Here is a 23,688-nt window from a genome sequence, read left to right on the forward strand (position 1 = left end):
CCTCCCCCGACCTGCCGAGCGTTCAGGGGTGAGGCAGAGAGTATGACCCCCACCGGAATGGTCGAACGATTTTCCGGCAAAGAAACACGTCGTTGCCCCAGTTGTGCGGCACCAGTGAGCGGACTTGGGCAACTCCATGCCATGTGTGGCCAATCTGTACCCCGGTGCCGTCGACTCAGTGCTGTCACAGTTGAGCTGTCCGTGATCGCTCGACGCGAGGAGTGCGTATGTACGCGCGCGCTGTTGCCGCCATCGTCACCGCGCTGCTGGGGGCCGCCGCCTTTCTGCTGCCCGGTTCCGACGCCCGGGCGGGCGACGGCGAGCCGCCTGTGGTCATCGCCCACCGGGGCGCCTCCGCGTACGCGCCGGAGAACACGCTGGCCGCCATCGACAAGGCGGCCCGTATGGGCTTCTCCTGGGTCGAGAACGACGTTCAGCGCACCAAGGACGGCGAGCTCGTCGTCCTCCACGACGACAACCTGCGGCGGACGACGGACGTGCGGAAGGTCTTCCCGCACCGCGCGCCCTGGAAGGTGAAGGACTTCACCGCGGCCGAGATCGCCCGCCTGGACGCGGGCTCCTGGTTCGCGCCGCGGTACGCGGGCACGCGCGTGCCGACGCTTGAGCAGTACATGCGCCGTGTCGAGCGCAATCACGAGAAGCTGCTGCTGGAGATCAAGAACCCGCAGCTGTACCCGGGCATCGAACGGCAGATCCTGAAGCTGCTGGGCAACGACGGCTGGCTGGACCACCGGCACCTGGCCGGCCGGCTGATCGTGCAGAGCTTCAGCGCGGACAGCCTGAAGATCGTCCACGACCTCAAGCCCGCGGTCAGGACGGCCTACCTCGGTACCCCGACCGCCGCCCACCTGCCCCAGTACGCGGAGTTCACCGACGGCATCAATCCTTCCCTCGGTTCGGTCTCGGCGGGCTACGTCTCCGCGGTGCACGCGTTCAGGGGCCCGCACGGCACGCCGCTGTCGGTCTTCGTCTGGACCGTCGACGACGCGGACGCCGCCCGTCGGGCGGCGCGGTACGGGGTCGACGGCGTCATCACCAACAAGCCGGACGCGGTCCAGGCGGCGCTGCAGTCCCCCTGAGCGGCGGCCGGGCGGGCGTTGTCAGTGCCGGGCCGTACGGTGGGCGCATGGACAGCGATGGGCGTCACGAGCAGCAGGTCGTGTGGGCGGTGGTCGGCACCGGGATCGGTCCGCTGCTGCTCGCCGCGACCCGTGAGGGTCTGGTCAACGTCGTGTTCCACGCCACGGACGCGGTACGGGACAAGGCGGTCGAACGGCTGCGGTCGCGGCTGGGCGGCGAGCCGGTCGAGGCACCCGATTCGCCCCTGCTGGCCGAGGCGATACGCCAGGTGCAGGCGTACTTCGCGGGCGAGCGGCACGACTTCGACCTGCCGCTGGACTGGTCGCTGATCTCCGGCTTCAACCGGCAGGTGCTGCGCGAGCTGGCGTCCGGCGTGCCGTACGGCGCCGTCGTCGGCTACGGCGACCTGGCCGGCCGGGTGGGACAGCCGGGCGCGGCGCAGGCCGTGGGGGTGGCCATGGGCTCCAATCCGCTGCCGGTCGTGGTGCCCTGCCACCGGGTCGTGGAGAGCGACGGGGGCATCGGCGGGTTCGGCGGCGGGCTGGAGACCAAGCGGAAGCTGCTGGCCCTGGAAGGTGTGCTGCCCGAGCCGCTGTTCTGATCCGCGCTTGAGCCGCTGTTCTGATCCGCGCTTTCGCCGACGCTTCCGTTGCGGTGGCGTGCCCTTGCCGAGCCGCCCGGTGCGGCGGCCCGAAAGGGACTCGCACAGAGTGGCAGCGAAGGGCAGGCGGTAGCAGACTCGAACATGCGCACAGCCACTGGCATCCGATGGCTCGGAAGCCGAAGGGACGGCGATCACGCATGAGCGGAAACAGGGCAGTCGCGTATCTCAAGCCGGGCGCGGTGGAAGTCGAAACCATCGACTACCCGACGCTTGAAGTGAAGGACGGGCCGGGGGTCGCATCCGAGAACGTCGGCCGCAAGTGCCGGCACGGGGTGATCCTCAAAGTGCTCGCCACCAACATCTGTGGCAGCGACCAGCACATGGTGCGCGGGCGGACGACCGCGCCCCAGGGGCTGGTCCTCGGCCACGAGATCACCGGAGAGGTCGTCGAACGGGGTCCGGACGTCGAGTTCGTCGAAGTCGGCGACATCGTCTCCGTACCGTTCAACATCGCCTGCGGGCGGTGCCGCAACTGCAAGGAGCGCAAGACAGGCATCTGCCTGAACGTGAACCCGGCGCGTCCGGGAGCGGCCTACGGCTATGTCGACATGGGCGGCTGGGTCGGCGGCCAGGCGGAGTACGCCATGGTCCCGTACGCGGACTTCAACCTGCTGAGGTTCCCCGACCGGGACCAGGCCCGCGAGAAGCTGCTCGACCTCACCATGCTGTCGGACATCTTCCCGACCGGATTCCACGGTGCGGTCACCGCGGGCGCGGGCGTCGGCTCGACGGTGTACGTCGCCGGTGCCGGGCCGGTCGGTCTGGCGGCGGCCGCGTCGGCGCAGCTGCTGGGTGCCGCGGTGGTCATCGTCGGCGACCTCAACACCGAACGGCTCGCCCAGGCGCGGAGCTTCGGCTGCGAGACCGTCGACGTGTCCCAGGGCGACATCGGGGAGCAGATCGAGCAGATCCTCGGGGAGCCCGAGGTGGACGCGGCGGTCGACGCCGTCGGCTTCGAGGCCCGGGCCCACGGCCCGAACGCCCAGGAGGCGCCCGCCACGGTCCTCAACTCGCTGATGTCGATCACCCACGCGGGCGGCGCCCTGGGCATCCCGGGTCTGTACGTCACGGACGACCCCGGCGGGGTCGACGAGGACGCGAAGTCGGGGACGCTGAAGGTGCGGCTGGGCCTGGGCTGGGCCAAGAGCCACCGCTTCACGACCGGGCAGTGCCCGGTGATGAAGTACCACCGGAATCTGATGCGGGCGATCCTGCACGAGCGCGTGCACATCGCCAAGGCGGTCAACGCGACCGTCATCGGCATCGAGGACGCGCCTCGCGGCTACGCCGAGTTCGACCAGGGCGCCAGCCGCAAGTACGTGCTGAATCCGCACGGGGCGCTGGACGGCCTGCAGCCCGTCTGAGGCCCGGCAGCCCGTCTGAGGCCCGGCGCGGGGACGGTGCCCACGTCACGTCCACGCGTGCGTGGACACCGCCCCCGCTCGCCGTCGGCGATCCGCTAGTCGTAGTGCCGGGCCTCGAAGACGTTGCCGTCGGGGTCACGGAAGTAGAAGCTGCGCCTGGCGTTTCCGCGGGCGCCGAAGGAGTCGTGGTCGATGTCCGACACGGGCACCGAGGTCTCCTGGAGTCGGCCGCGCAGTTTCTCGAAGTCCTCGGCGGGCATGGCCAGGCAGACGTGGTTGACCGGGTGGCCCGAGCTGTCGGCGGCCCCCGGGAGCATCCGCATCCGCTCCACCATGGTGAGCGGCATGAGATCGAGGATGGTCTCCTCGTTGATCCGTACCGAGGGAAAGGGCGCTTCGCCCGCGGCGAAGTCGGTGAGCCGAAGCGTTTCCAGGCCGACGGTCTTCTCGTAGAAGCCGGCCGACGCCACGGGATCGCGTACCCAGAGGACGACGTGGTCGAGACGTGCCGTGTTGTCCTTCATGCACCCCAGGCTGGTGTCGTCCCCCACGCACCGCAAGGGTTTGACCGGGCACGCCGCTCGCCAGAGATGAGAGAAGAACGAACGACAGGAGGCGGGCTCGTGGTGCTGGTGGTGTCGGAGGAAGTACGCGAGGCGGTCGACGCGCGTCGACCCGTGGTGGCCCTGGAGTCGACGATCATCGCGCACGGGCTGCCGCGTCCGCGGAACCTGCAGGTCGCGCTGGAGCTGGAGGACGTCGTACGACGTGAGGGCGCCGTTCCGGCGACGATCGCCGTGCTGGACGGGCGGCCCCATGTCGGCCTCGACAAGGAGCAGTTGGAGCGGGTCGCGAACGAGGACGGCATCCGCAAGCTGGGCCACCGCGATCTGCCGCTCGCGGTGGCGTCGGGGGCCAGCGGGGCGACCACCGTGTCGGCGACGGCGCTGCTGGCGGCGCTTGCAGGGGTGCGGGTGTTCGCCACGGGCGGCCTCGGCGGGGTGCACCGGGAGTGGACGGTGACGCAGGACGAGTCTGCCGACCTGGGACTGCTGGCGCGGACGCGGATCACCGTGGTGTGCGCGGGGGTGAAGTCGATCCTGGACGTGCCGGCGACGTTGCAGCGTCTGGAGACGCTGGGCGTCGCGGTGGCCGGTTACGGCACGGACCGCTTCCCCGGCTTCTACCTGTCCGACTCGGGACATCCGGTGGAGTGGACGCTGGACAGCCCCGGGCAGGTGGCGGACGTCATGCGGGCGCAGGACGCGCTCGACGGACCCGAGACGGCGCTGATCGTCGCCAACCCCGTGCCCGAGGAGGAGCAGCTCGATCCCGAGCTGCATGCACGCGTGCTGGCCGACGCGCTGCACGCGTGCGAGGCGGAGGGCGTCACCGGGCAGGCCGTCACGCCGTTCCTGCTCGACTACCTGGTGCGGCACACCGACGGCGCCTCGCTGAGCGCCAACATGGCGGCGGTACGCGGCAACGTGCGGCTCGCGGCACGGATCGCGGCGGCCTGGACCGGGGCGTGACCACGACGCCGCAGGGGGCGGAGGACGGCGGCGCACGGGCGGCGGCCTCGGGGGCCGGTGCCCTGCTCGTCGTCGGTGACGTGATCACGGACGTCGTGGCCCGGCATCAGGGGCCGCTCGCACCGGGGACGGACACGGCTGCCGCGATCCGCACCGTGCCGGGCGGCGCCGGCGCCAATGTGGCCTGCTGGGCCGCGTATTGGGGCTGCCCGGAGGTACGGCTGCTGGGGCGGGTCGGTGCGGACGCGGCGGACTGGCACGAGCGGGAGCTGGCCGCCTGCGGGGTGCGGCCCCGGCTCGTCGTCGATCCGCAGGCGGCCACAGGGACGGTGATCTGCCTGGTCGACACGGGCGACGCTGCCGAGCGGACGTTCCTCACCGACAGCGGGGCGTCGCTGCGCCTGGAGCCCGGTGACTGGTCCGACGCGCTGCTGGACGGGGTGGCCCGGCTGCATCTGTCGGGCTACCTGCTGTTCTCCGAGCCCAGCCGCGCACTGGTCACGGTGGCGCTGAGGGCGGCACGCGCGCGTGGTGTGCCGGTGAGCCTCGACCCCGCGTCGGCGGGTTTCCTCACGCGGCTCGGGGTGGACCGTTTCCTGGAAGTCGTCGACGGTCTGGACCTCCTGCTGCCGAGCCGGGACGAGGCGTGCCTGCTCACCGGGCTCCCCGACGCGTCGGACGCGGCCGCGAAACTGAGCCGGCACGTGCCGCTGGTGGTGGCCAAGCAGGGCCGGGACGGCGCGCTGGTGGCCCGCTCCGGTGCGGTGTCCGCCCACGTCCCCGCCGTACCGGCGACGCCCACCGACACCACGGGGGCCGGTGACGCGTTCACCGGCGCCTTCCTCGCCGCACTGATCGCCGGCGCCGAACCGGAGGACGCGGCGCGGGAAGGCTGCAGGGCCGGGGCGCAGGCCGTCGAACAGGTGGGCGGGAGGCCGCCGGGGAGGGGGTGATCCGAGGGCCGAGGTTAGGTTCAAGGGCTGAGCAAACACCGGGAAGGGCTGGGCGGGGGCCCCGTGGTTGGGTGGAAGGGCTGCGCGGACCCCGTGGTCGGGTGGAAGGGCTGCGCGGACCCCGTGGTCGGGAGGAAGGGCTGCGCGGACCCCGTGGTCGGGAGGAAGGGCTGCGCGGACCCCGTGGTCGGGAGGAAGGGCTGCGCGGACCCCGTGGTCGGGAGGAAGGGCTGCGCGGACCCCGTGGTCGGGAGGAAGGGCTGCGCGGACCCCGTGGTCGGGAGGAAGGGCTGCGCGGACCCCGTGGTCGGGAGGAAGGGCTGCGCGGACCCCGTGGTCGGGAGGAAGGGCTGCGCGGACCCCGTGGTCGGGAGGAAGGGCTGCGCGGACCCCGTGGTCGGGAGGAAGGGCTGCGCGGACCCCGTGGTCGGGAGGAAGGGCTGCGCGGACCCCGTGGTCGGGAGGAAGGGCTGCGCGGACCCCGTGGTCGGGAGGAAGGGCTGCGCGGACCCCGTGGTCGGGAGGAAGGGCTGCGCGGACCCCGTGGTCGGGAGGAAGGGCTGCGCGGACCCCGTGGTCGGGAGGAAGGGCTGCGCGGACCCCGTGGTCGGGAGGAAGGACTGCGCGGACCCCGTGGTCGGGAGGAAGGACTGCGCGGACCCCGTGGTCGGGAGGAAGGGCTGGGCGGGGGCCGGAGTCGGCGGAAGCGCTGAGTGGACGCCGTGATTGATCGCGCGGTGCCGCACCTCTCGTGTCCCGACCCCCGGCGAGGGCTACGCCTTGCGGCCCCACGCGGAGATCATCGGGGCCGTGGCCAGGTCCATTCCGCCGGCGGCGACGTTCGCGAGGTGGGTGTCGATGTCCTCGTCCGTGGCGAGGCCGGCCTCGACGAGCCGGCCGCGGATCTGGCGGATCGTGGCGGACTCCAGGCCCGCGCAGGCGGGTGAGGCGAGCGGGAAGTAGACGTCGGCCTCCACGTGCCGCAGGCCCGCCTCCCGCAGCAGGCGGGGCAGGCGGCGGCCGTAGGCGAGGTCGGCGCCGTGGTCGGCGAGAAGCCGGCGGAAGCCGTTGCGCAGGCGGTTGGCGAGGCGCTGCTCGGGGCCGTGTTCGTCGGGGCAGACGAGAGGCTGGAGGGCCGGGTCGGCGTCCTCGATCAGGAGCCGGCCGCCGGGACGCAGGGCCTTGATCATCGACCGCAACGCCCGTTCGCGGTCGGGGACGTGGACGAGGACGAGCCGGGCGTGCACCAGGTCGAAGCCCTCCCCCGGCGGTTCCTCGGCGCCGACGTCGTGGACGCGGACGTCCACCGGCGGGCGGGCGGCGGCCAGGAGGGAGGTGTCGATGTCGGTGGCGACGACCTTTCCGGTCGGCCCGACCTTCTTGGCCAGCCAGGACACGACGGAGGTGCCGCCGGCGCCGACCTCCCAGCAGCGCCAGCCGGGACCGACGCCGAACCCTTCGAGGTGCCGGAAGGTCGTGGGGTCGAAGAGGGTGGCGAAGGCGTTGAAACGCTCGGCCGCCTCGCTCTGCCGGTTGTCGAGGAGATACCCGTCGGATCGCGTCATGCCGCGATCATCCCAGTTGCCCCGCTTACGGCGGGCGGTCGACGCGACGACGGCGACGACCGCGGCGTCCAAGTCGTAGGGGCGAGCCCCGTCGTCCACAGCCGGGAACAAAGCGGAATCAGCTGTTCCCACAGGCTCACCCGGCGCTTACGAAGACCTGGCAGACTGGCGCGCCACGACGCAGGAATGCGGCGCAGCGCGAACGAGCAGGAGGAGCTGAGGGGCTCCGAACGCGAAGGGCGCGTCACGCACGAGGAGATCCACGCGAGGAGATCCAGATGTCCATGGCAGGGAATCTGCGGAAGGTCACGAGCCTCGGCAGGGCCGGCGGCCTCCGCAAGGTGGCACGGCTGGCTCGACGGCGCCCGCGCGTCGACCTGAGCCATCCGGCCCGGTCCCCCCTGGGCTCCTCGGTGGTGAACTGCGTGAGCTACCGGGACGGTGTGCGGGTGCCGGAAGGCAGCGATCTGGTCGACACGGTGGAGCGTGTGCGCAAGCACCGGGACGGCTTCGTCTGGCTCGGTCTGCACGAACCGACGGACCAGGAGTTCGCGGGCATCGCCGAGCTGTTCGACCTGCACCCGCTGGCGGTGGAGGACGCGGTCGAGGCACATCAGCGTCCGAAGCTGGAGCGGTACGGCGAGACGCTGTTCGCGGTGTTCAAGACCGTCTGCTACGTCGAGCACGAGCAGCTGACGGCGACCAGCGAGGTGGTGAACACCGGCGAGATCATGGTGTTCGTCGGCGAGGACTTCGTGATCACCGTCCGGCACGGCATGCACGGCTCCCTCGGCCCGCTGCGCGAGGGGCTGGAGGCCGATCCGCAGCAGTTGGGCAAGGGGCCGGCGGCGGTGCTGCACGCGATCGCGGACCACGTGGTCGACGACTACCTCAACGTCACGGACTTGGTGCAGGCGGACATCGACCAGGTGGAGACGGACGTGTTCGCGGAGAGCGGCGCGCGGACCGACCCCGGGCGGATCTACCAGCTCAAGCGCGAACTCCTGGAGCTGAAGCGGGCCGTGGTGCCGCTCGCCCGCCCGGTCGAGGATCTCGCGACACGGCCGATCCGGGTGGTCGACCCGGAGATACAGGCGTACTTCCGCGACGTCCTCGACCACCTCACGCGGGTGAAGGAGCAGATCGCCTCGTTCGACGAGCTGCTCAACTCCATCCTGCAGGCCCACCTGGCGCAGGTCACCGTCGCGCAGAACGAGGACATGCGGAAGATAACCGCCTGGGCCGCGGTGATCGCCGTACCGACGATGGTCTGCGGGGTGTACGGCATGAACTTCCAGTACATGCCGGAGCTGCACTGGAGGTTCGGCTACCCCCTGGTCATAGCCGTGATCTCGGCGGCGTGCCTGGTCCTCTACCGCGGGTTCCGGCGCAACGGCTGGCTGTGAGATCCGGGTACGCGGGTCAGCCGGCCGTCGTCCTGGCGTAGACGCCGTGGGCGAAGTCGGCGATCTGTTCCTCCGTCAGATGCTGGGCGAGGTCGGCCTCGCTGATCATGCCGACCAGCCGCTTGTTGTCGATGACGGGGAGCCGGCGGATCTGGTGGTCGCGCATCTCCCGCAGCACGTCGCCGACATCGGCGTCCGCGTCGATCCAGCGCGGGGTGCCCTTGGCCATCTCACCGGCGGTCACCTTGGCCGGGTCGTGGCCCATGGCCACACAGCCGACGACGATGTCGCGGTCGGTGAGGATGCCGCACAGGCGCTCGTCCTCGTCGCTGATGGGCAGGGCTCCGACGTTCAGCTCGCGCATGAGCTGGGCGGCGCGGTCCAGGGTCTCGTGAGCGGGGATCCACTGGGCGCCCCGGTGCATGATGTCTCCGGCGGTGGTCATGGAGTACCTCCCGATGCCGGGCGGCCGGCGCGGCACGGGACGCACCGCGGAAACCGGCGCCCTACATTCTCGCCGCGCGACATGACGGACGCATCCGGAACCGGGGGCGCCGGACGGCGGCGGGGAGCGGTCAGGCGGAGAAGCCCACGATCCTCCGCGGTGTGACACGGAGGATCACGCGGACCTCGTCGTCCTTCTCCGCGGGCGGGTCGATGCCGAGGTACTTGTGCGAGAGGTCGTGCGGCAGGCGCTTGCCCTCGTCGGGGAGGATCTCGGCGGTGCCGCGGATCTCGACCGAGGTGTAGGGGTCGGCGAGGTCGAAGACCGTGAGGCTGACACGGGGGTCGCGGCGGAGGTTGCGCACCTTCTGGCGGCCGGCGGTCGAGGAGAAGAGCACGGTGTCGCCTTCGCGCTTGATCCACACCACCGAGTTGTGCGGGGCCCCGTCTGGACCGAGCGTGGCGACGCTGGCGAAGTTCTTGCCGTCGAGCAGGGCGCGGACGGACGCGTCGAAGGAGACGGGATCCGTGGAGGAGGTCGTCATGCGGACAGGATAGTTAAATGCACGTGCATAGAAAAGAGGTGTGCCGGCCCCACCTTCGCCGCCCCCATCACCCGCTCCACGCCGGATGGCGAGGGTCGTCCGCGCGTACGAGCACGTCGGCCGTGGCGGCCGGGTCGGTCTCGGCTTCGTAGCGCTCGTAGGCCGGGAGGGTCCAGTGGTCGGCCTCGGGGGTGCGGCGGCGCAGGGCGCCGGGCGAGAGGAGGACGTGAACGGTCAGGTCGAAGGGGAACCAGTGGCGCAGCAGGAGGGGGCCATGGAGCAACAGGATGCCGCCCGGCGGGAGTTGGACGTAGTCGCTACGGGTGGCGCGGTCGGTGGCCGGGTCCCACAGGTCGGGCAGGACACGGCCGTCGGCGCCGGGTTCGAGGGGGGCGAAGACCTCGCGCCACAGCGCGCCGGTGTCGAACCAGCCGTTGTAGTAGGCCTCCAGGTCCTGGCGGCCGTATTCGAGGCGGACGGAGGCCGGGCGCAGGAAGCCTTGTGCGCCGACGACCAGCGAGGGGCGGCCGCGTGTGCGCAGGGAGTCGGCGACGCGTTCGGCGAGGTCCTGCGGGCGGGCCGCCGGGGCGCCGTCGACGGCGACGCGGGGCCAGGGGCTGCCGTCGGCCGGCTTCAGGTCGAGCAGGCGCTCGGCCAGGAGGTCGCCGAGCCGGTCCCAGGTGATCGCTTCGAGTCGCACACGGCCCATGATGCGTCAGGGGCCGGTCGGCACGCGTCCGGGACCGGTCGGCATGCGTCCGGGCCTCGGGCTCCCGCGGTGACGCGGCGGGCCGAGGCCGCCAGGACCCGCGGGGGTCGCGTCCGGCCGGGGCCGCTCCCATGGCGGCGCGAAGGGCGGGATTCGGAGTGCTCTGCGGATGAGGCGGGGGAAGGAAACATGTATGGCGCACCTCGCGACTCCACCGCACCGCACCGGACTTCTCGTCATCCAGCCGCTCAAGAGACGCCACTGCGCGGACTGCCTCGCGGGGCCGCTGGCGATGCTCGTGCTCGAAGAGGGGGCGCCGCGCTGTCTGGACTGCGCCGACCTGGGGCATCTGGTGTTCCTGCCGCGCGGCGACACGGCGTTGACGCGGCGGTCGCGGGAGGAGAGCACGCTGTCGGCGGTCGTCGTGCGGTTCAACCGGCGCAAGTCGCGCTACGAGCGGCAGGGTGTCCTGGTCGAGGAGGCGGGGCTGGCCCGGGCCGAGGAGCGGTGCCTGGCGGACGCGGAGGCCCGGCGCCGGCGCCGGGCTCGGGACGCGCGGCGGCGGGCCGCCGAGGACGTGCGGTTCACGGAGGCGTTCGCGGCCGAGATACGGCGGCTGTTTCCCGGGTGTCCGCACGAGCGGGCGCGGGCCGTCGCCGGTCACGCGTCGGTGCGCGGCAGCGGACGGGTGGGCCGGAGCGCGGCGGGCAGGGCGTTGTCGGAGGAGGCGGTCGTCGCGGCGGTCGCGGCGTCCGTACGGCATCTGGAGACGCCGTACGACCAGCTGCTGATGAGTGGGGTGCCGCGGCACGAGGCCCGCCGGCGGATCAGGGCGGGCGTGGAGACGGTGCTGCGGAGCTGGCGGACGGCGGGCACGGGTGCGGAGGCCGGCTGAGGGCCCGGGGACCGGTGGCTCGCGTCGTGGGCGTGGACGCTCGCGCATGCACCCGCGTTCCTCGGCCATGGCCCGGGTGCTCGGACGGGGTTCGACTGGTGGTGACGGGGGCGCCGGGCGATGTCCCGGCCGACACGGGGAGTTGACGTTGTGGTGATCGATGGGCCGTACTTCTGGCTGACGGTGCTGGGAGTGCTCGGGACCGGTCTGGTGGCCGGGGTGTTCTGCGGGTTCTCGACGTTCGTGATGCGGGCGCTGGCCACGCTGCCGCCGCCGCAGGGAGTGGCGGCGATGAACGCGATCAACCTGACGGCGGTGATGCCGGCGTTCATGATCGTGTTCGTGGGGTCGGCGGTGCTGTGCGCGGTGATCGGTGTGGTGACGTTCGTGCTGTGGCCCGACAGCGGGACGGTGGAGCTGCTGGTGGGCAGCGCGCTGTATCTGTTCGGGTGTTTCGGGGTGACCATGGTGGCGAACGTGCCCCGCAACGAGACCCTGGGCAGGCTGGAGCCGGGCACCTCCGAGGCGGCGGCGTACTGGCCGGCGTACGTGCGCGAGTGGACGTTCTGGAACCACGTTCGGACCGTGGCCTCGGCCGGGGCGGCGGTGGCGTATGTGCTGGCGATCACCTGAGGACGACTCTACGGCGTGCCGCGAGGACCGGAGAGCTGACCGGGCGTGCCGTAAGAGGGGTGCCGTGAACCTGAGAGGTTGCGGGGGTGGGCTGGGGGGACCCTGAGAAGGCCCGCCGGCAAGCGCTGTCCGCCCACTCTGCGCCGGTGCCCGACCCGTCGTATCGTGGCCGAAAGAGTGCCGCCCGATGACGCACGGCCGCCGCACCCGTACGCAAGGAAACCGGCCATGGCCGATCCCAAGGGTTTCATGACCACGCCCCGGCAGGACTGGCCCCGCCGACCGGTCGAGGAGCGCGTCCGGGACTGGAACGAGGTCTACGTCCCCGGGGCGTTGCTGCCCCTGGTCACCGAGCAGGCCGACCGGTGCATGGACTGCGGCGTACCGTTCTGCCACGAGGCCTGTCCGCTCGGCAATCTGATCCCCGAGTGGAACGACCTGGTCAGCCGGGACGACTGGCGGCAGGCGGCCGACCGGCTGCACGCGACCAACAACTTCCCTGAGTTCACCGGGCGGTTGTGTCCCGCGCCGTGCGAGGCGGGGTGCGTGCTGGCCATCAACCAGCCCGCGGTCACCATCAAGAACGTCGAGGCCGCCATCGCCGACCGCGCCTGGGAGCTGGGGCTGGCGCCGCCGCGGCCGCCGGAGCGGCTCTCCGGGCGGACCGTCGCGGTGATCGGCTCGGGGCCGACCGGGCTGGCGGCGGCACAGCAGCTGACCCGGGCCGGGCACACGGTCGCGGTGTACGAGAGGGACGACCGGCTCGGCGGGCTGATGCGGTACGGCATCCCCGAGTTCAAGATGGAGAAGCACCGTCTCGACCGGCGGATCGAGCAGATGCGGGCCGAGGGGACGAAGTTCCGTACGTCGACGGCCGTCGGCAGGGATGTCGGGGCGGCCGAGCTGCGCACGCGCTACGACGCCGTGGTGATCGCCACCGGGGCGACGGCGTGGCGTGAACTGCCCGTGCCGGGGCGTGAGTTGGACGGCATACATCAGGCCATGGAGTACCTTCCCCTGGCCAACCGGGTGTGCGAGGGGGACCTGGAGAACTCCCCCGTGTCGGCCGCCGGGAAGCATGTCGTCATCGTCGGCGGCGGGGACACGGGCGCCGACTGCCTGGGGACGGCGGTGCGCCAACGGGCCGCCTCGGTGACCCAGTTGGACATCTACGCGCAGCCGGGCGCCGAGCGCGACGAGGACGCCGAGCCGTGGCCGACGTACCCGAAGATCTACCGGCTGTCGGCCGCCCACGAGGAGGCGCGTGATCTTCGGACGGCGCCGGCGGCGAGCGCGGACGCGCGGCTGTTCGCGGCGTCCACGCTGCGCTTCACCGGGGACGAGGGCCGGCATGTGCGGTCGCTGCATCTGGTCGAGGTCGACGCGGCCCGGCGTCCCCTGCCGGGCACCGGGCGGGCGCTGCCCGCCGACCTGGTGCTGCTGGCGCTCGGCTTCTCCGGGCCGGACCGGGCCGACGGGTTGATCGACCAGCTGGGGCTGCGGATGGAGCCGCGCGGGACGATCAGGCGGGACGGCGGCTTCGCGACGAGTGTGCCGGGCGTGTTCGCCGCCGGGGACGCCGCGCGCGGGCAGTCGCTGATCGTGTGGGCGATCGCGGAGGGGCGGGCGGTGGCGGCGGCCGTGGACCGGCACCTGACGGGAAGTTCGCAACTCCCGGCACCGATCGGCCCGTTCGACCGGCCGATGATGGTGTAGCGGGCGGCGGCCGACACCGTGCGGCGAACGGGGTTGCCTCAGCGGCGGCGGACCCCGTGCGGAGAGCGGGCTGCCTCAGCGGCGGCGCTCGTCCGTCCCCGCCACCTTGCCCGTCGACAGGGCCACCCTGTTCCACGTGTTGATCGCGAGGATCAGGGCCAGCACATGGGCGAGTTCCTCCTCGTCGAAGCGGGCCGCGGCCTCGGCGTAGACGTCGTCGGGGACGCCGCCGTCGGACACCAGGGTCACCGCCTCCGTCAGGGCGAGGGCGGCCTGCTCCTTCTCGGTGAAGAAGTGGCGGGCCTCGCGCCAGACGGCGACCATGTGCAGCCGGTCCTCGCTCTCACCCGCCCTACGGGCGTCGTTGGTGTGCATGTGCAGGCAGTACGCGCAGTGGTTGAGGAGCGAGGAACGGATCTGGACCAGTTCGACGAGGGCCGGGTCGAGGCCCTCGCGGGCGGCGGCGTCGAAGCCGACGAGGGCGCGGAAGACCTTGGGGGCGGACTGCGCGAAGTCCAGGCGCGGGCGAGGGGAGGCGGCTGCGGGGCCGGCGGAAACGGTCGTGGATGCGGGGTGCGTCGCGTGCGTCGTCATGTGATCGACCCTACGGAGCCGAAAGACCCACAGTAGGGTGCATTTCCATGGCGAAATCGTGGGTCAATTCCGCCGAGCGGGACGGCGCCGATCTGCACCTGGAGCTGTCCGGGACGGGCGGCCGGCGGGCCGCGCTCATCGCCGCGCTGCGCGAGGCCGTGCGCGACGGGCGGCTCGCGCCCGGCACCCGGCTGCCGCCCTACCGTTCGCTGGCCGCCGACCTGGGCGTCGCCCGCAACACGGTGGCCGACGCGTACGCGGAACTCGTCGCGGAGGGCTGGCTGACCGCCCGGCAGGGATCGGGCACCCGCGTCGCGGACCGCGCCGCACCACTGCAGCGCACCCGGCAGGGGTCCGCGAAGGCGCCCCCACGCGCGCGTGCCTCAACGCCGACCGCACACCCCGCACCCACCGCGCCCATCGCACCCCCCGCACTCCGCACCCCGTCGCACGACCTGCGTCAGGGCACTCCGGATGCCTCCGCGTTCCCCCGCGCGGCCTGGCTGACCTCCTACCGGCGGGCTCTCCAGCACGCGCCCAACGAGGTGTTCGGACCCGGCGACCCGGCGGGACGCGTCGAGCTGCGGGAGGCGCTCGCGGAGTATCTGGCACGCGCGCGTGGCGTGCGGACCGAAGCGGACCGGATCGTGGTCTGCTCCGGGTTCGCGCACGCCCTGCGGCTGCTGTTCGGCGGCGGGGTGCTGCGCGGGCCGCTGGCCGTGGAGGCGTACGGGCTGCCCTTCCACCGGGACCTGCTCGCGGCCGCGGGAGTGCGGACCGTACCGCTGCCCCTCGACGAACACGGGGCGCGGGTGGACCGGTTGGGGCCGGAGCGGGCCGTGCTGCTGACGCCCGCGCACCAGTTCCCGACGGGTGGGCCGCTGCACGCCGAGCGCCGGGCGACCGTGATCGACTGGGCACGCGCGCGTGGCGGCGTGGTGCTGGAGGACGACTACGACGGGGAGTTCCGCTACGACCGCAAGCCCGTCGGCGCCGTCCAGGGACTGGACCCCGAGCGGGTGATCCTGCTCGGTTCGGTCAGCAAGAGCCTGTCACCGGCCGTGCGGCTGGGGTGGATGGTGCTGCCCGAGCGGTACGTCGAGGGGGTGCTGGCGGCCAAGGGCGAGCGCGAGTCGTGGGCGAGCGTCCTCGACCAGCTGAGCCTCGCCGACTTCCTCGCGAGCGGGTCCTACGACCGTCATGTGCGGCGGATGCGGCAGCGGTACCGGAGCCGGCGCGACCGGCTCGTGGCCGCACTCGCCGCGCAGGCACCGCACGTCGAGGTGACGGGGGTGGCGGCGGGGCTGCACGCGGTGCTGCGGCTGCCGCCCGGCACCGAGCGGTCCGCCGTCAAGGCCGCGGCCTGGCAGGGGGTCGCACTGGACGGGCTGGCCGGGTTCCGCCATCCGGAGACCGACATGGAAGCCGTCGACGGCCTGGTCGTGGGGTACGCGACACCCCCGGAGCACGCGTACGAGGCGGCGTTGGAGGCCCTGTGCCGGGGGTTGCCCGGCGCGATCTGAAACGGGCCCCGCGCCGCGCAGGCCGACGTCCCGGACGGGAGGTCGGCCTGCGCGGACTTCGTCAGATCCCGGTACGGGAGGACTGGGTCCGTGTGCGGGAGGGCTCGGTCGGCGTGCTTGACGGCTCGGTCGGCGTGCGGGAGGGCTCGGTTGACACGTGCCACGCACGGCACGCGGAGGCCCGGGACCGGCATCTGCCGGCCCGTCCCCACTGCGTGAGGTCGATCTCCACCATGGACTGATTACCCATCACTTCATCATCACGAAAGGAAAGTTCGATCGAGCGCCGGACCATCGCGTCACGACAGCAGGAAGTCCGCCTCCCCCGCCTTGGCACCCTCGATGAACGCCGTCATCTCGTCGGTGGTGTAGATCAGCGCCGGGCCGTCCGGGTCGGTGGACTGGCGGACGGCGATCCGGCCGTCGGCGAGTTTCATCGCTTCCAGGCAGTTGCCGCCGTTGCCGCCGCTCCAGGGCTTGTGCCAGCCCTCGCTGCCCAACTCCCGTGCGGGCATGCCGTTGTAGACGTGTTTGCGCGGCTTGATGCGATCCATTCACAGCTCCTTGCGGAGATCCTGGAGGATCTCCTTCGTGCGATGTGCCGTAGCGGCCTGCGCCGCCATGCGGTCCATGACCTCGAGGTGGGTCGCCACCTCGGAGCGCGCGTCCAGGTAGACGGCGCCGGTCAGGTACTCGCTGTAGACCATGTCCGGCAGTTCTGACATGGCAAATCGGAACAGCACGAAGGGCCCGAACGTTCCGGGGTGCGGGCCGCTCAGGAACGGGGCGACCTGCAGCGTGACGTGGGGCAGCTTCGTGGCGTCGAGCAGCTTGTCGATCTGGGCACGCATCACCTCCGGGCCGCCGACGGGGCGGCGCAGCGCGGTCTCGTCGAACACGGCCCAGAACCGGGGCGCGTCCGTGCGGGTGAGCAGTTCCTGGCGTTGTATGCGCAACGCGACGTGGCGCTCGATGTCCTCGGGGCGGGTCTGGCCGATGGCGCCCGACTTCAGCACACCGCGCGCGTAGTCCTCGGTCTGCAGCAGGCCGGGGACGAAGTGCGGATCGTAGGAGCGGATGAGGGAGGCCGCGCCCTCCAGGCTGACGTACATGGAGAACCAGCCGGGCAGGATGTCGTGGAACCGCTGCCACCAGCCGGGCTTGTTGGCCTCCTCGGCCAGCTGCACGAAGGTCTCGGCCTCCTCGTCGGAGACGCCGTAGGACTTCAGCAGCAGTTGCAGGTACGGGATTTTGAGACCGACCTCGGCCATCTCCATGCGGCGGACCGTGGCGGGGGCGACACGCAGGACCTTGGCGGCCTCCTCGCGCTTGAGCCCGGCGCGTTCCCGCAGGTCCAGCAGGCGTCGGCCGAGGACGACCTGACCGACCGTCGGCGCCGACCGCGGCTCGCTCACCCTCCACCTCCTCGACCCCTGGGAATCCACCAGCATGCTGACAGCCATACGGCGCCATTCGAAGACCTATTCGAAGATCTGTACGGTTCGGTACCGATCCACGCTGATCTCAACTGGCGCCGTTCGACGTGCTGTTGCGAGCAGTGTGCCACGCCGTTCCACAACGTCACACCGCACTCTGCAATTTTCAGAGTGACACTTGCCAAGTGTTCACGCCGGGGCGATAGTGGCAAGCGTGATTCCGTCCGCGCCCTTAGGAACAGACGCCGCCGCAGGCCACCCCCACAGCCTCGGTGCCGCCCCGGGAGCAGACCCCGCAGGGGTCGCTGCCGAGCGCCGGTTCCGATTCGAGCTGGCCGCCCATCCGGGCTCTCCCGCGCAGGCCAGACGCATGACCCGGGCGCGGCTGAACGGCTGGGCGGTGTGCGAGGACATCTGCGACACCGCCGCCCTGGTGGTCACCGAGCTGGTCACCAACGCCCTCGTCCACACCGCGAGCAGCCTCATCGTCTGCGAGCTGCACGACGGCGCGGACCTGGTGCGCATAGCCGTGCGTGACGAGGGCTGTGCGCCGGGTGCGCCCCACCCGTCGCGGGCTCGGCCCGAGGAGGAGCACGGGAGGGGACTGCTTCTCATCGACTCCCTCTGTCACGCGTGGGGAGCGCACGAACACGGCCCGGGCCTGCTGGTCTGGGCGGAGCTGCCGCGCCAGGCCGACGAGCCGTGGCACGACTGCGGACCCTGCAACGACCTGGGCTGGGGAGCCCGCCCCAAGCCCGGCCAGGCCGGCGGCTCGGGGGACGGCGAAGACGCGGAGGCGCAGCACGGGACGGGGGCCGTGGGGGCCGCCCCGACCGGGCGGCTCCGAGAGGGGGGACGGGAGTGAGGGCCGCATCCGGCGGCCAGGTGCTGAGCCTGGACACGTTGGTCCGCCTCCAGCGCGGACTGCACGGCTCGGGCAGGCCCCGGCGGCTGCCCGTGCCCGAGGGGATGACGGCCCCGCTGGGCTGCGACGCGGTGGCGGTACCCGCCCGCTTCGGCCCGTTGCTGATGCCCCGGCTGCCACGGGTGGGGTGCGTCTACGCCGATGAGGCGCACTGGTGGTGGCTCGTCCCGTCCGACTCCGACTACGCCCTGGAGTGGCCGGCCCCCGCCCTGTACGCCGCCGGGGCGGTAGTTCCGGACGCCCCGGCGGTCCCCGGCCTGATCCACAAGCCGGACGGCACACTCCCCTACACCCCGCCGATACCCCTGTACCTGGCCCTGTGCCGGGTCACGGGAACGACACCGACCTGGTCCCGCCCGGTGATCGCGTGACGGCCTGAGACCCGTGGTTGCGTAAACATCGGCGAGGGCGCCCGGTCTGCCACCGGCGCTGACCCGGTATCGGTTCCACGCGGCCCATGCACCGCCGTGGGACCCGCCTGCCGTCGGCGGTGACCCGGTACCGGTTCCACGCGGACCACGCACCCTCGCAGGACCCGGTCTCCCATCCGTGCCGGCCCCGGTACCAGTTCCGCGCGGACCACCCACCCTCGCAGGAACCCGCTCCCCCACCCGCGCCGGCCCGGTACCAGTTCCGCGCAGACCACCCACCCTCGCAAGGCCCCGGCCCCCCACCGGCGCCGGCCCGGCAGACCATGCACCCTCGCAGGGGCCCGGCCCCCACCCGTGCCGCCCCGGCACCGGTTGTGTGCGACCCGTGCACCGTCCCGGGGCGTACGCCCGCGCGCTCGGCCTTCTGCCACCCACGCCCTGCCCCCGCGAACGCCGTCCCGCGATAGTGGCCGTCCGGCGAGGAGAAGGGGGATGCCGGCGGTGGCGAAGACGCGGAACGCGGACGGACCGGAGGACGCGCGGGGCGCGGAGAAGCAGGGACGGATGCCGGGGGCGGACGGCCGCGAGGGAGCCCGGAGGTCGGACGGGGGCGCCGGGACTCGTGACTCGGACAGAATGCAGGACGCGGGGCGCGCGGAGGAGTCGGAACGGACGCCGGGCGGAGACGCCCGCGAGGGGGCCCGGGGGCCGGACGGGGGCGCGGGGACACGGCACTCCGAGGGACCTGGGAAGCGGCGCGGACCGACACGGGGCGCGGACGCCCGGAGCTCCCACAGAGGCGCGGGGACTCGCGACTCCGAGGGAATGCAGGACGCGGGGCGCGCGGAGGAGCGAGGACGGATGCCGGACGGGGACGTCCGGAGCCAGGACGGCGGCGCGGGCGCGCGGGACTCCGGCGGGGACGGGACGGACCGTCCCTCAAGGCGGCCTGGAAGGGTGCGGAGCAAGAAGCGGGCCGGTGCGGGCGAGCCCGGGGTGTCCGAGTCGGAGCGGCTGCTGTTCGGCGGGCCGCTGCGTTACGACATGGGCTGGAACTCGCACAACGACGCGTTCCTGGAGCTGAGCCTGCGGGCCATGGTGACGCGGCTGCCGGAGCTGCTGGGGGCGAGCTGCCGGCTGGCCTGGCAGGCCGACCGGCGGGCGGCGCGCGCGGTGGTCGCGGCCGAGGTGGGCCGGGGTGTGGCGCAGGCGGTGGGCCTGCTGGCCATGAACAGCGTGCTGGGGCGGCTGATCGCCAAAGGCGCGATCGAGGACCGGCTGCGCGACGCCGTACCGGTGCTGGCGGTCCTGGGCGCCGTGGCCCTGGTCGGGGCGCTGCTGCGGGCCGCGTCCACCTGGGCGACCGGGCGGCTGGAGCCCAAGGTGGAGCGGGTGGCCACCGAGCTGTACCTGGAGCGGGCGGCCGCCGTGGAGCTGGCCGCGATCGAGGACCACGCCTTCCACAAACTGCTGGACACCGCCCAGTACGGCGCCGGATCGGCGCGCCGGATGATCTCGTACGCCACGCGCGTGGTGAGCGCCCTGATCTCGCTGGTCGCGGCGGCGGGCGTGCTGACCGTGCTGCACCCGGTGCTGCTGCCGCTGCTGGCGACGATGACGCTGCCGACGGCCTGGGGCGCGCTGACGAACGCCCGGCGGCGCTACGAGTCCTGGCACACCTGGGTGCAGCACGCCCGGGCGAGCCGCCTGGTCAGCGGCCTGCTGACCGAGCCGGAGGCGGCGCCCGAGATCCGGGTGCACGGCGTCGGCCCCTTCCTGCTGCGGCACTACCGCGCCATGGCGGAGACCGCGGAGGCGGAGCAGGCGCGGCTGGCCCGGCTGGCGGCGCGTACCGGGGTGATCGCGTCGGCCTGGACGGGCGTGACGACCGTGGCGACGTACGCGACGCTCGCCGGGCTGCTGCTGGCCGGGGCGATGGCGCTGTCGGTGGCGGGCACGGCGGTCATCGCGATCCGGACGGGGTCGTCGAGCCTGGACAACCTGGTGGTGGCGGTGAACTCGCTGCACGAGGACGCGCTGTTCGTGGGCGACCTGCAGCGGCTGTACGTCGAGGCGGCCGAGCGGGCGATCCCGGTCGGCGGCGACGCCCTGCCCGAGGACCCGCGGGAGATCCGCTTCGAGCACGTCAGCTTCAGCTACCCCGGCGAGTCCGCGCGCCCGGCCCTCGACGACGTCACGCTCAGCCTTCCGCTCGGCCGGATCGTGGCCCTGGTCGGCGAGAACGGCTCCGGCAAGACCACCCTGGTCAAGCTGCTGGCGGGCCTGTACCGGCCGGACAGCGGCCGCATCCTGTGGGACGGCGTGGACGCGGCGACCGCGGACCGGTACCAGCTGGCCGAGCGGGTCGCGATGGTCGCCCAGGACTTCAAGCGCTGGCCGTTCACGGCCCGCGTCAACGTGGCGATCGGGCGTTCCTCGGCGCCGTTGACGGAGGAGCGCATGGCCTCCGCGCTCGCCGAGGCCGGTGCCGAGGGCGTGGTGGCCGGTCTGCCGCACGGCCTGGACACCCTGCTCGCCCGGCAGTTCAGCGGCGGGCACGAGCTGTCCGGCGGTCAGTGGCAGCGGCTGGGGATCTCGCGGGCGGCCTACCGGCGTGGCCGGATCCTGGTCGTGGACGAGCCGACGGCGGCCCTGGACGCCCGGGCGGAGCTGGAGGTCTTCGACAAGATCCGCGCCCTGGCGTCGGCCGGCCAGACCGTGATCCTGATCACGCACCGGCTGGCGTCCGTGCGGCACGCCGATCTGGTGCACGTGCTCGACCAGGGGCGGCTGGCGGAGTCGGGCACTCCGGAGGAGCTGCTGGCCGGTGGCGGCATCTACGCGGAGCTGTACTCGCTCCAGGCGGAACAGTTCACCGCGCCGGTGCCCGCCCCCGAGGCGGGCTGACGCGTCTCAGGCGACCGCGTCCGCGGCCGTGTCACCCCGCACGATCACCAGGAACATGTCCGTCGCGAGGTCCATGACGACCTCGGCGGCCAGTCCTTCCAGTCGTCGCGCGTGCGCGAACTCCTCCGCCGGCCACGAGCCTCGCGGCCCACCTGCGGGAAAGCGTTCGAGCACCATTCGCCCGTTCACCATCTCGCACCTCCAGAAAGCGTTGTGCTTGTAGGAGTTAACGCCTTCGGGGGCCGAAAGGCCTCGCTCAGTTGCGGGACTGAGACGTAGTTGACACTTGTTCAGCGCGGAGTGTGAGGATCCCGTAACTTTGCGATCATCTCAGTCGCTTTCCGTATCAGTCCTCGTACTCATCGTGATAGCGGACAGGAGCGCTGTTCACAGGCGTCCCAAGAGCCGACGCACGTCCCTTGGGTTCCTCCCACTCCTCCTGCCGGCCCAGCGCGGTCAGGTCGAGCAGGCTCGTCGTGGACCCGAGACCGTCGAGCCCGCGCCCGTACGTCGAGTACGTGTGGCAGATCCGCTCCCCGTCCCGCAGGAAGCAGCTGACACCGGCCCGGTCGACGAGTTCGCCGTTCCACTCCAGGGTCGCCTCGAAGTCGTGCTGGAAGTCACCGCCCGAGGACGAGTACCAGGGCAGGCTCCAGCCCATCCGCGCCTTGAACGGAAGGATCTTGGTGTACGGCGCCCGGGAGACGACCGCGAACGTCGTCCCCCGCGCCGCCAGGTGGGCCACATGCCCGATCTGGTCCAGGAACGCGGAGCAGCAGCGGCAGCCGGCGTCCCACTCCGGCGCGAACATGAAGTGGTGGACGATCAGCTGGGGCCGGCCCTCGAAGAGGTCGTCCAGGGTGGCCTTGCCGTCGCCGCCCTCGAAGACGTACTCCTTGTCCACCGCGACCATGGGCAGTCTGCGCCGTTCGGCGTTGAGCGCGTCACGCGCGCGGGTGGCGGCCTTCTCCTTGACGAGCAGGTTCGCGCGCGCCGCGCGCCACTGCGCACGCGAGACGATCTCCGGAAGCGACATGACCCCTCCTGTGCAACGGTCCCTCCGGTGTGGTGACCGAGGGAAGGGGCGGAACTCATCGCCGCCGCACGGACTTTCTCACCGCCACTTCGCCACGTCGCCCGCTCCTGGATGCGCCCACCGTGCTCCCGTCCGAGCGACACCCCCGATGCGGCGGGCATGCCGGGGCGTGTTCCTTCGGCGGCTCCTCGATGCCGATCCGTCCTTGATCGTCGTGCGCGGGGGCGGCGCGTGCGGTGATGATGAGACGGCGGGAGGCTCGGTCGCCCCGTCGACGTATGCCGCGGTTGTCGGGGTGCGTGAGCCGGACCGCGCATCGCGTCGTCGCTCTACCGCGCGATCGGCCGGACGAGGATCCTGGGCTCACCCGGCTCGCCCGACGGCTCTGGAAAGGGGCCTGTCATGCTCCTCGGCACCTGGAACCTGGAGAACCTGTTCCGTCCCGGCGACCCCGGCGGGCCCCCGGACGAGGCGACGTACCGCACGAAGCTCGCCGCGCTCGCCGCCGTCGTCACCGAGCTCGATCCGGCGCTGCTCGGCGTGCAGGAGGTCGGCGACCCGGACGCGCTGCAGGACCTGCTGGACCTGGTCGGCGGGGACTGGCACACCGCGCTCTCCAAGCACGAGGACGGCCGGCACATCCGGGTCGGCGTCATCAGCCGCGCGCCCCTGCGGGTGCTGGCCGACACCAACGCCTTCCCGCCGGGGCTGCACCCCGTGCAGGTGAACGACTCCGGCACGGAGCTGTCGGCGGCGGGGCGCGGCTTCCTGGCCGTGGAGGTCACGACCGACGCCGGCCCGCTGCGGGTGGCCGTGGCCCATCTGAAGTCGAAACTGCTGGAGTATCCAGGGAACCGTTTCTTCCCTCATGACGAGGGGGAACGCGCCCGCTACGGCGCCTACGCCCTCTACCGCCGCGCCGCCGAGGCGGCCACCCTGCGCGCCCTCGCCGACGAGCTGCTGGACGGGGACGGCCGCGCGCGGGACGTCGCCGTGCTGGGTGACATGAACGACGAGGTGCAGGCGGCGACCACGCAGATGCTCCTCGGGCCGCCCGGTTCCGAGATCGGCACGACCGGCTACGACCGCCCGGACCAGGGCGACGCCGAGCGGCTGTGGGACGTGGCCCCGCTGATCCCGCCCGAGCAGCGGTACTCCCGGATCAACTTGGGCCGCCGTGAGCTCATCGACCACATCCTGCTGAGCCATCGCCTGGTCCACCGGGTGACCGCGGCCGGCACGGGCCTGCCCGGCGGCGGCACCCCGCACCTGCCGTCGGTGGGTCCGGACCCCACGGAGCGGCGCGGCAAGCCCGGGTCGGACCACGCGCCGGTGTGGGCACGGGTGGGCCAGTAGCGGTGGCGGGCCC

Annotated in this window: 25 protein-coding genes; 15 read left to right on the forward strand and 10 right to left on the reverse strand. The window is 72.5% G+C overall.

What is annotated here, in order from left to right:
- Nucleotides 1-227 precede the first annotated feature (227 nt).
- The 3 genes from M8J74_RS01510 to fdhA all read left to right on the forward strand — a co-directional run bounded on the left by M8J74_RS01510 (nt 228) and on the right by fdhA (nt 3,129).
- Nucleotides 228-1,100, forward strand: coding sequence for a glycerophosphodiester phosphodiesterase family protein (locus M8J74_RS01510; protein ID WP_249834655.1), 873 nt, complete (start codon nt 228-230; stop codon nt 1,098-1,100).
- 47 nt (nt 1,101-1,147) lie between these two features.
- The gene (locus M8J74_RS01515; RefSeq protein WP_249834656.1) at nt 1,148-1,702 is read left to right on the forward strand and encodes a methylated-DNA--[protein]-cysteine S-methyltransferase; all 555 of its coding nucleotides are present in this window, start codon (nt 1,148-1,150) and stop codon (nt 1,700-1,702) included.
- A 200-nt stretch (nt 1,703-1,902) separates the two neighbouring features.
- A complete protein-coding gene (fdhA, locus tag M8J74_RS01520) occupies nt 1,903-3,129 on the forward strand; it encodes a formaldehyde dehydrogenase, glutathione-independent (RefSeq protein WP_249834657.1) in 1,227 nt (408 codons plus the stop codon).
- A gap of 95 nt (nt 3,130-3,224) precedes the next feature.
- Here fdhA and M8J74_RS01525 read toward each other — a convergent pair whose 3' ends face one another.
- Nucleotides 3,225-3,653, reverse strand: coding sequence for a VOC family protein (locus tag M8J74_RS01525; protein WP_249834658.1), 429 nt, complete (start codon nt 3,651-3,653; stop codon nt 3,225-3,227).
- A 102-nt stretch (nt 3,654-3,755) separates the two neighbouring features.
- On the opposite strand from M8J74_RS01525, the gene M8J74_RS01530 reads away from it, so the two are divergent.
- From M8J74_RS01530 to M8J74_RS01540, 3 genes are all read left to right on the forward strand, one after another.
- Complete coding sequence (locus M8J74_RS01530; RefSeq protein ID WP_249834748.1) at nt 3,756-4,661, forward strand: pseudouridine-5'-phosphate glycosidase; 906 nt, start codon at nt 3,756-3,758, stop codon at nt 4,659-4,661.
- Nucleotides 4,658-5,614, forward strand: coding sequence for a carbohydrate kinase family protein (locus tag M8J74_RS01535; protein ID WP_249834659.1), 957 nt, complete (start codon nt 4,658-4,660; stop codon nt 5,612-5,614). The genes M8J74_RS01530 and M8J74_RS01535 overlap by 4 nt, the downstream gene beginning before the upstream one ends.
- 63 nt (nt 5,615-5,677) lie before the next feature.
- A complete protein-coding gene (locus M8J74_RS01540) occupies nt 5,678-6,340 on the forward strand; it encodes a hypothetical protein (RefSeq protein ID WP_249834660.1) in 663 nt (220 codons plus the stop codon).
- Between the two features lie 47 nt (nt 6,341-6,387).
- Here the strand turns inward: M8J74_RS01540 and M8J74_RS01545 are convergent, their stop codons facing one another.
- The gene (locus M8J74_RS01545) at nt 6,388-7,179 is read right to left on the reverse strand and encodes a methyltransferase (protein WP_249834661.1); all 792 of its coding nucleotides are present in this window, start codon (nt 7,177-7,179) and stop codon (nt 6,388-6,390) included.
- Nucleotides 7,180-7,457: 278 nt separating this feature from the next.
- Between M8J74_RS01545 and M8J74_RS01550 the strand changes: the two genes are divergently transcribed.
- Nucleotides 7,458-8,585 (forward strand): magnesium and cobalt transport protein CorA, encoded by a 1,128-nt coding sequence (locus tag M8J74_RS01550; RefSeq protein WP_249834662.1) that lies wholly within the window; start codon nt 7,458-7,460, stop codon nt 8,583-8,585.
- 16 nt (nt 8,586-8,601) lie between these two features.
- Here the strand turns inward: M8J74_RS01550 and M8J74_RS01555 are convergent, their stop codons facing one another.
- From M8J74_RS01555 to M8J74_RS01565, 3 genes are all read right to left on the reverse strand, one after another.
- A complete protein-coding gene (locus tag M8J74_RS01555; protein ID WP_249834663.1) occupies nt 8,602-9,030 on the reverse strand; it encodes a CBS domain-containing protein in 429 nt (142 codons plus the stop codon).
- Between the two features lie 130 nt (nt 9,031-9,160).
- A complete protein-coding gene (locus M8J74_RS01560) occupies nt 9,161-9,574 on the reverse strand; it encodes a PPOX class F420-dependent oxidoreductase (protein ID WP_058925972.1) in 414 nt (137 codons plus the stop codon).
- Between the two features lie 67 nt (nt 9,575-9,641).
- Nucleotides 9,642-10,274 (reverse strand): nucleoside/nucleotide kinase family protein, encoded by a 633-nt coding sequence (locus M8J74_RS01565; RefSeq protein ID WP_249834664.1) that lies wholly within the window; start codon nt 10,272-10,274, stop codon nt 9,642-9,644.
- A gap of 202 nt (nt 10,275-10,476) precedes the next feature.
- Between M8J74_RS01565 and M8J74_RS01570 the strand changes: the two genes are divergently transcribed.
- The 3 genes from M8J74_RS01570 (at nt 10,477) to M8J74_RS01580 (ending at nt 13,527) form a co-directional block, all read left to right on the forward strand.
- A complete protein-coding gene (locus M8J74_RS01570; protein ID WP_249834665.1) occupies nt 10,477-11,178 on the forward strand; it encodes a DUF2293 domain-containing protein in 702 nt (233 codons plus the stop codon).
- 153 nt (nt 11,179-11,331) lie between these two features.
- Nucleotides 11,332-11,811, forward strand: a complete 480-nt coding sequence (locus tag M8J74_RS01575; protein ID WP_249834749.1) for an anthrone oxygenase family protein — start codon at nt 11,332-11,334, stop codon at nt 11,809-11,811.
- A 228-nt stretch (nt 11,812-12,039) separates the two neighbouring features.
- On the forward strand, nt 12,040-13,527 hold the full coding sequence (locus tag M8J74_RS01580) for a glutamate synthase subunit beta (RefSeq protein WP_249834666.1): 1,488 nt from the start codon (nt 12,040-12,042) through the stop codon (nt 13,525-13,527).
- A 75-nt stretch (nt 13,528-13,602) separates the two neighbouring features.
- On the opposite strand, the gene M8J74_RS01585 is transcribed toward M8J74_RS01580, so the two are convergent.
- Complete coding sequence (locus M8J74_RS01585; protein WP_249834667.1) at nt 13,603-14,121, reverse strand: carboxymuconolactone decarboxylase family protein; 519 nt, start codon at nt 14,119-14,121, stop codon at nt 13,603-13,605.
- A 47-nt stretch (nt 14,122-14,168) separates the two neighbouring features.
- Between M8J74_RS01585 and pdxR the strand changes: the two genes are divergently transcribed.
- Entirely contained in the window at nt 14,169-15,644 is a 1,476-nt protein-coding gene (pdxR, locus tag M8J74_RS01590) for a MocR-like pyridoxine biosynthesis transcription factor PdxR (protein WP_249834668.1), read from the forward strand.
- 299 nt (nt 15,645-15,943) lie between these two features.
- Here the strand turns inward: pdxR and M8J74_RS01595 are convergent, their stop codons facing one another.
- The gene (locus M8J74_RS01595; RefSeq protein WP_058925966.1) at nt 15,944-16,198 is read right to left on the reverse strand and encodes a DUF397 domain-containing protein; all 255 of its coding nucleotides are present in this window, start codon (nt 16,196-16,198) and stop codon (nt 15,944-15,946) included.
- Complete coding sequence (locus M8J74_RS01600) at nt 16,199-17,059, reverse strand: Sco1979 family transcriptional regulator (protein WP_058925965.1); 861 nt, start codon at nt 17,057-17,059, stop codon at nt 16,199-16,201.
- A 226-nt stretch (nt 17,060-17,285) separates the two neighbouring features.
- On the opposite strand from M8J74_RS01600, the gene M8J74_RS01605 reads away from it, so the two are divergent.
- The 3 genes from M8J74_RS01605 (at nt 17,286) to M8J74_RS01615 (ending at nt 21,283) form a co-directional block, all read left to right on the forward strand.
- Nucleotides 17,286-17,945, forward strand: coding sequence for an ATP-binding protein (locus tag M8J74_RS01605; RefSeq protein WP_249834669.1), 660 nt, complete (start codon nt 17,286-17,288; stop codon nt 17,943-17,945).
- A complete protein-coding gene (locus M8J74_RS01610) occupies nt 17,942-18,376 on the forward strand; it encodes a hypothetical protein (protein WP_249834670.1) in 435 nt (144 codons plus the stop codon). Before M8J74_RS01605 ends, M8J74_RS01610 begins: the two co-directional genes overlap by 4 nt.
- 1,044 nt (nt 18,377-19,420) lie before the next feature.
- Nucleotides 19,421-21,283 carry an ABC transporter ATP-binding protein gene (locus M8J74_RS01615; protein WP_249834750.1) on the forward strand — a complete coding sequence of 621 codons (1,863 nt, stop codon included), beginning with the start codon at nt 19,421-19,423 and terminating at the stop codon, nt 21,281-21,283.
- 6 nt (nt 21,284-21,289) lie between these two features.
- On the opposite strand, the gene M8J74_RS01620 is transcribed toward M8J74_RS01615, so the two are convergent.
- On the reverse strand, nt 21,290-21,475 hold the full coding sequence (locus M8J74_RS01620) for a DUF8839 family protein (protein ID WP_200704200.1): 186 nt from the start codon (nt 21,473-21,475) through the stop codon (nt 21,290-21,292).
- Between the two features lie 154 nt (nt 21,476-21,629).
- Entirely contained in the window at nt 21,630-22,319 is a 690-nt protein-coding gene (locus M8J74_RS01625) for a DUF899 domain-containing protein (RefSeq protein WP_249834671.1), read from the reverse strand.
- A gap of 402 nt (nt 22,320-22,721) precedes the next feature.
- On the opposite strand from M8J74_RS01625, the gene M8J74_RS01630 reads away from it, so the two are divergent.
- Entirely contained in the window at nt 22,722-23,675 is a 954-nt protein-coding gene (locus M8J74_RS01630; RefSeq protein ID WP_249834672.1) for an endonuclease/exonuclease/phosphatase family protein, read from the forward strand.
- Nucleotides 23,676-23,688: the final 13 nt, after the last annotated feature.

Origin of the sequence: Streptomyces panaciradicis (assembly GCF_023516615.1) — a bacterium.
Classification (GTDB): domain Bacteria; phylum Actinomycetota; class Actinomycetes; order Streptomycetales; family Streptomycetaceae; genus Streptomyces; species Streptomyces panaciradicis.

Coding starts and splice junctions, on each gene's coding strand:
- M8J74_RS01510 (WP_249834655.1), top strand. CDS start 228: ATGTACGCGCGCGCTGTTGCCGCCATCGTCACCGCGCTGCTGGGGGCC.
- M8J74_RS01515 (WP_249834656.1), top strand. CDS start 1,148: ATGGACAGCGATGGGCGTCACGAGCAGCAGGTCGTGTGGGCGGTGGTC.
- fdhA (WP_249834657.1), top strand. CDS start 1,903: ATGAGCGGAAACAGGGCAGTCGCGTATCTCAAGCCGGGCGCGGTGGAA.
- M8J74_RS01525 (WP_249834658.1), bottom strand. CDS start 3,653: ATGAAGGACAACACGGCACGTCTCGACCACGTCGTCCTCTGGGTACGC.
- M8J74_RS01545 (WP_249834661.1), bottom strand. CDS start 7,179: ATGACGCGATCCGACGGGTATCTCCTCGACAACCGGCAGAGCGAGGCG.
- M8J74_RS01550 (WP_249834662.1), top strand. CDS start 7,458: ATGTCCATGGCAGGGAATCTGCGGAAGGTCACGAGCCTCGGCAGGGCC.
- M8J74_RS01555 (WP_249834663.1), bottom strand. CDS start 9,030: ATGACCACCGCCGGAGACATCATGCACCGGGGCGCCCAGTGGATCCCC.
- M8J74_RS01560 (WP_058925972.1), bottom strand. CDS start 9,574: ATGACGACCTCCTCCACGGATCCCGTCTCCTTCGACGCGTCCGTCCGC.
- M8J74_RS01570 (WP_249834665.1), top strand. CDS start 10,477: ATGGCGCACCTCGCGACTCCACCGCACCGCACCGGACTTCTCGTCATC.
- M8J74_RS01580 (WP_249834666.1), top strand. CDS start 12,040: ATGGCCGATCCCAAGGGTTTCATGACCACGCCCCGGCAGGACTGGCCC.
- M8J74_RS01585 (WP_249834667.1), bottom strand. CDS start 14,121: ATGACGACGCACGCGACGCACCCCGCATCCACGACCGTTTCCGCCGGC.
- pdxR (WP_249834668.1), top strand. CDS start 14,169: ATGGCGAAATCGTGGGTCAATTCCGCCGAGCGGGACGGCGCCGATCTG.
- M8J74_RS01595 (WP_058925966.1), bottom strand. CDS start 16,198: ATGGATCGCATCAAGCCGCGCAAACACGTCTACAACGGCATGCCCGCA.
- M8J74_RS01615 (WP_249834750.1), top strand. CDS start 19,421: ATGGGCTGGAACTCGCACAACGACGCGTTCCTGGAGCTGAGCCTGCGG.
- M8J74_RS01620 (WP_200704200.1), bottom strand. CDS start 21,475: ATGGTGAACGGGCGAATGGTGCTCGAACGCTTTCCCGCAGGTGGGCCG.
- M8J74_RS01625 (WP_249834671.1), bottom strand. CDS start 22,319: ATGTCGCTTCCGGAGATCGTCTCGCGTGCGCAGTGGCGCGCGGCGCGC.
- M8J74_RS01630 (WP_249834672.1), top strand. CDS start 22,722: ATGCTCCTCGGCACCTGGAACCTGGAGAACCTGTTCCGTCCCGGCGAC.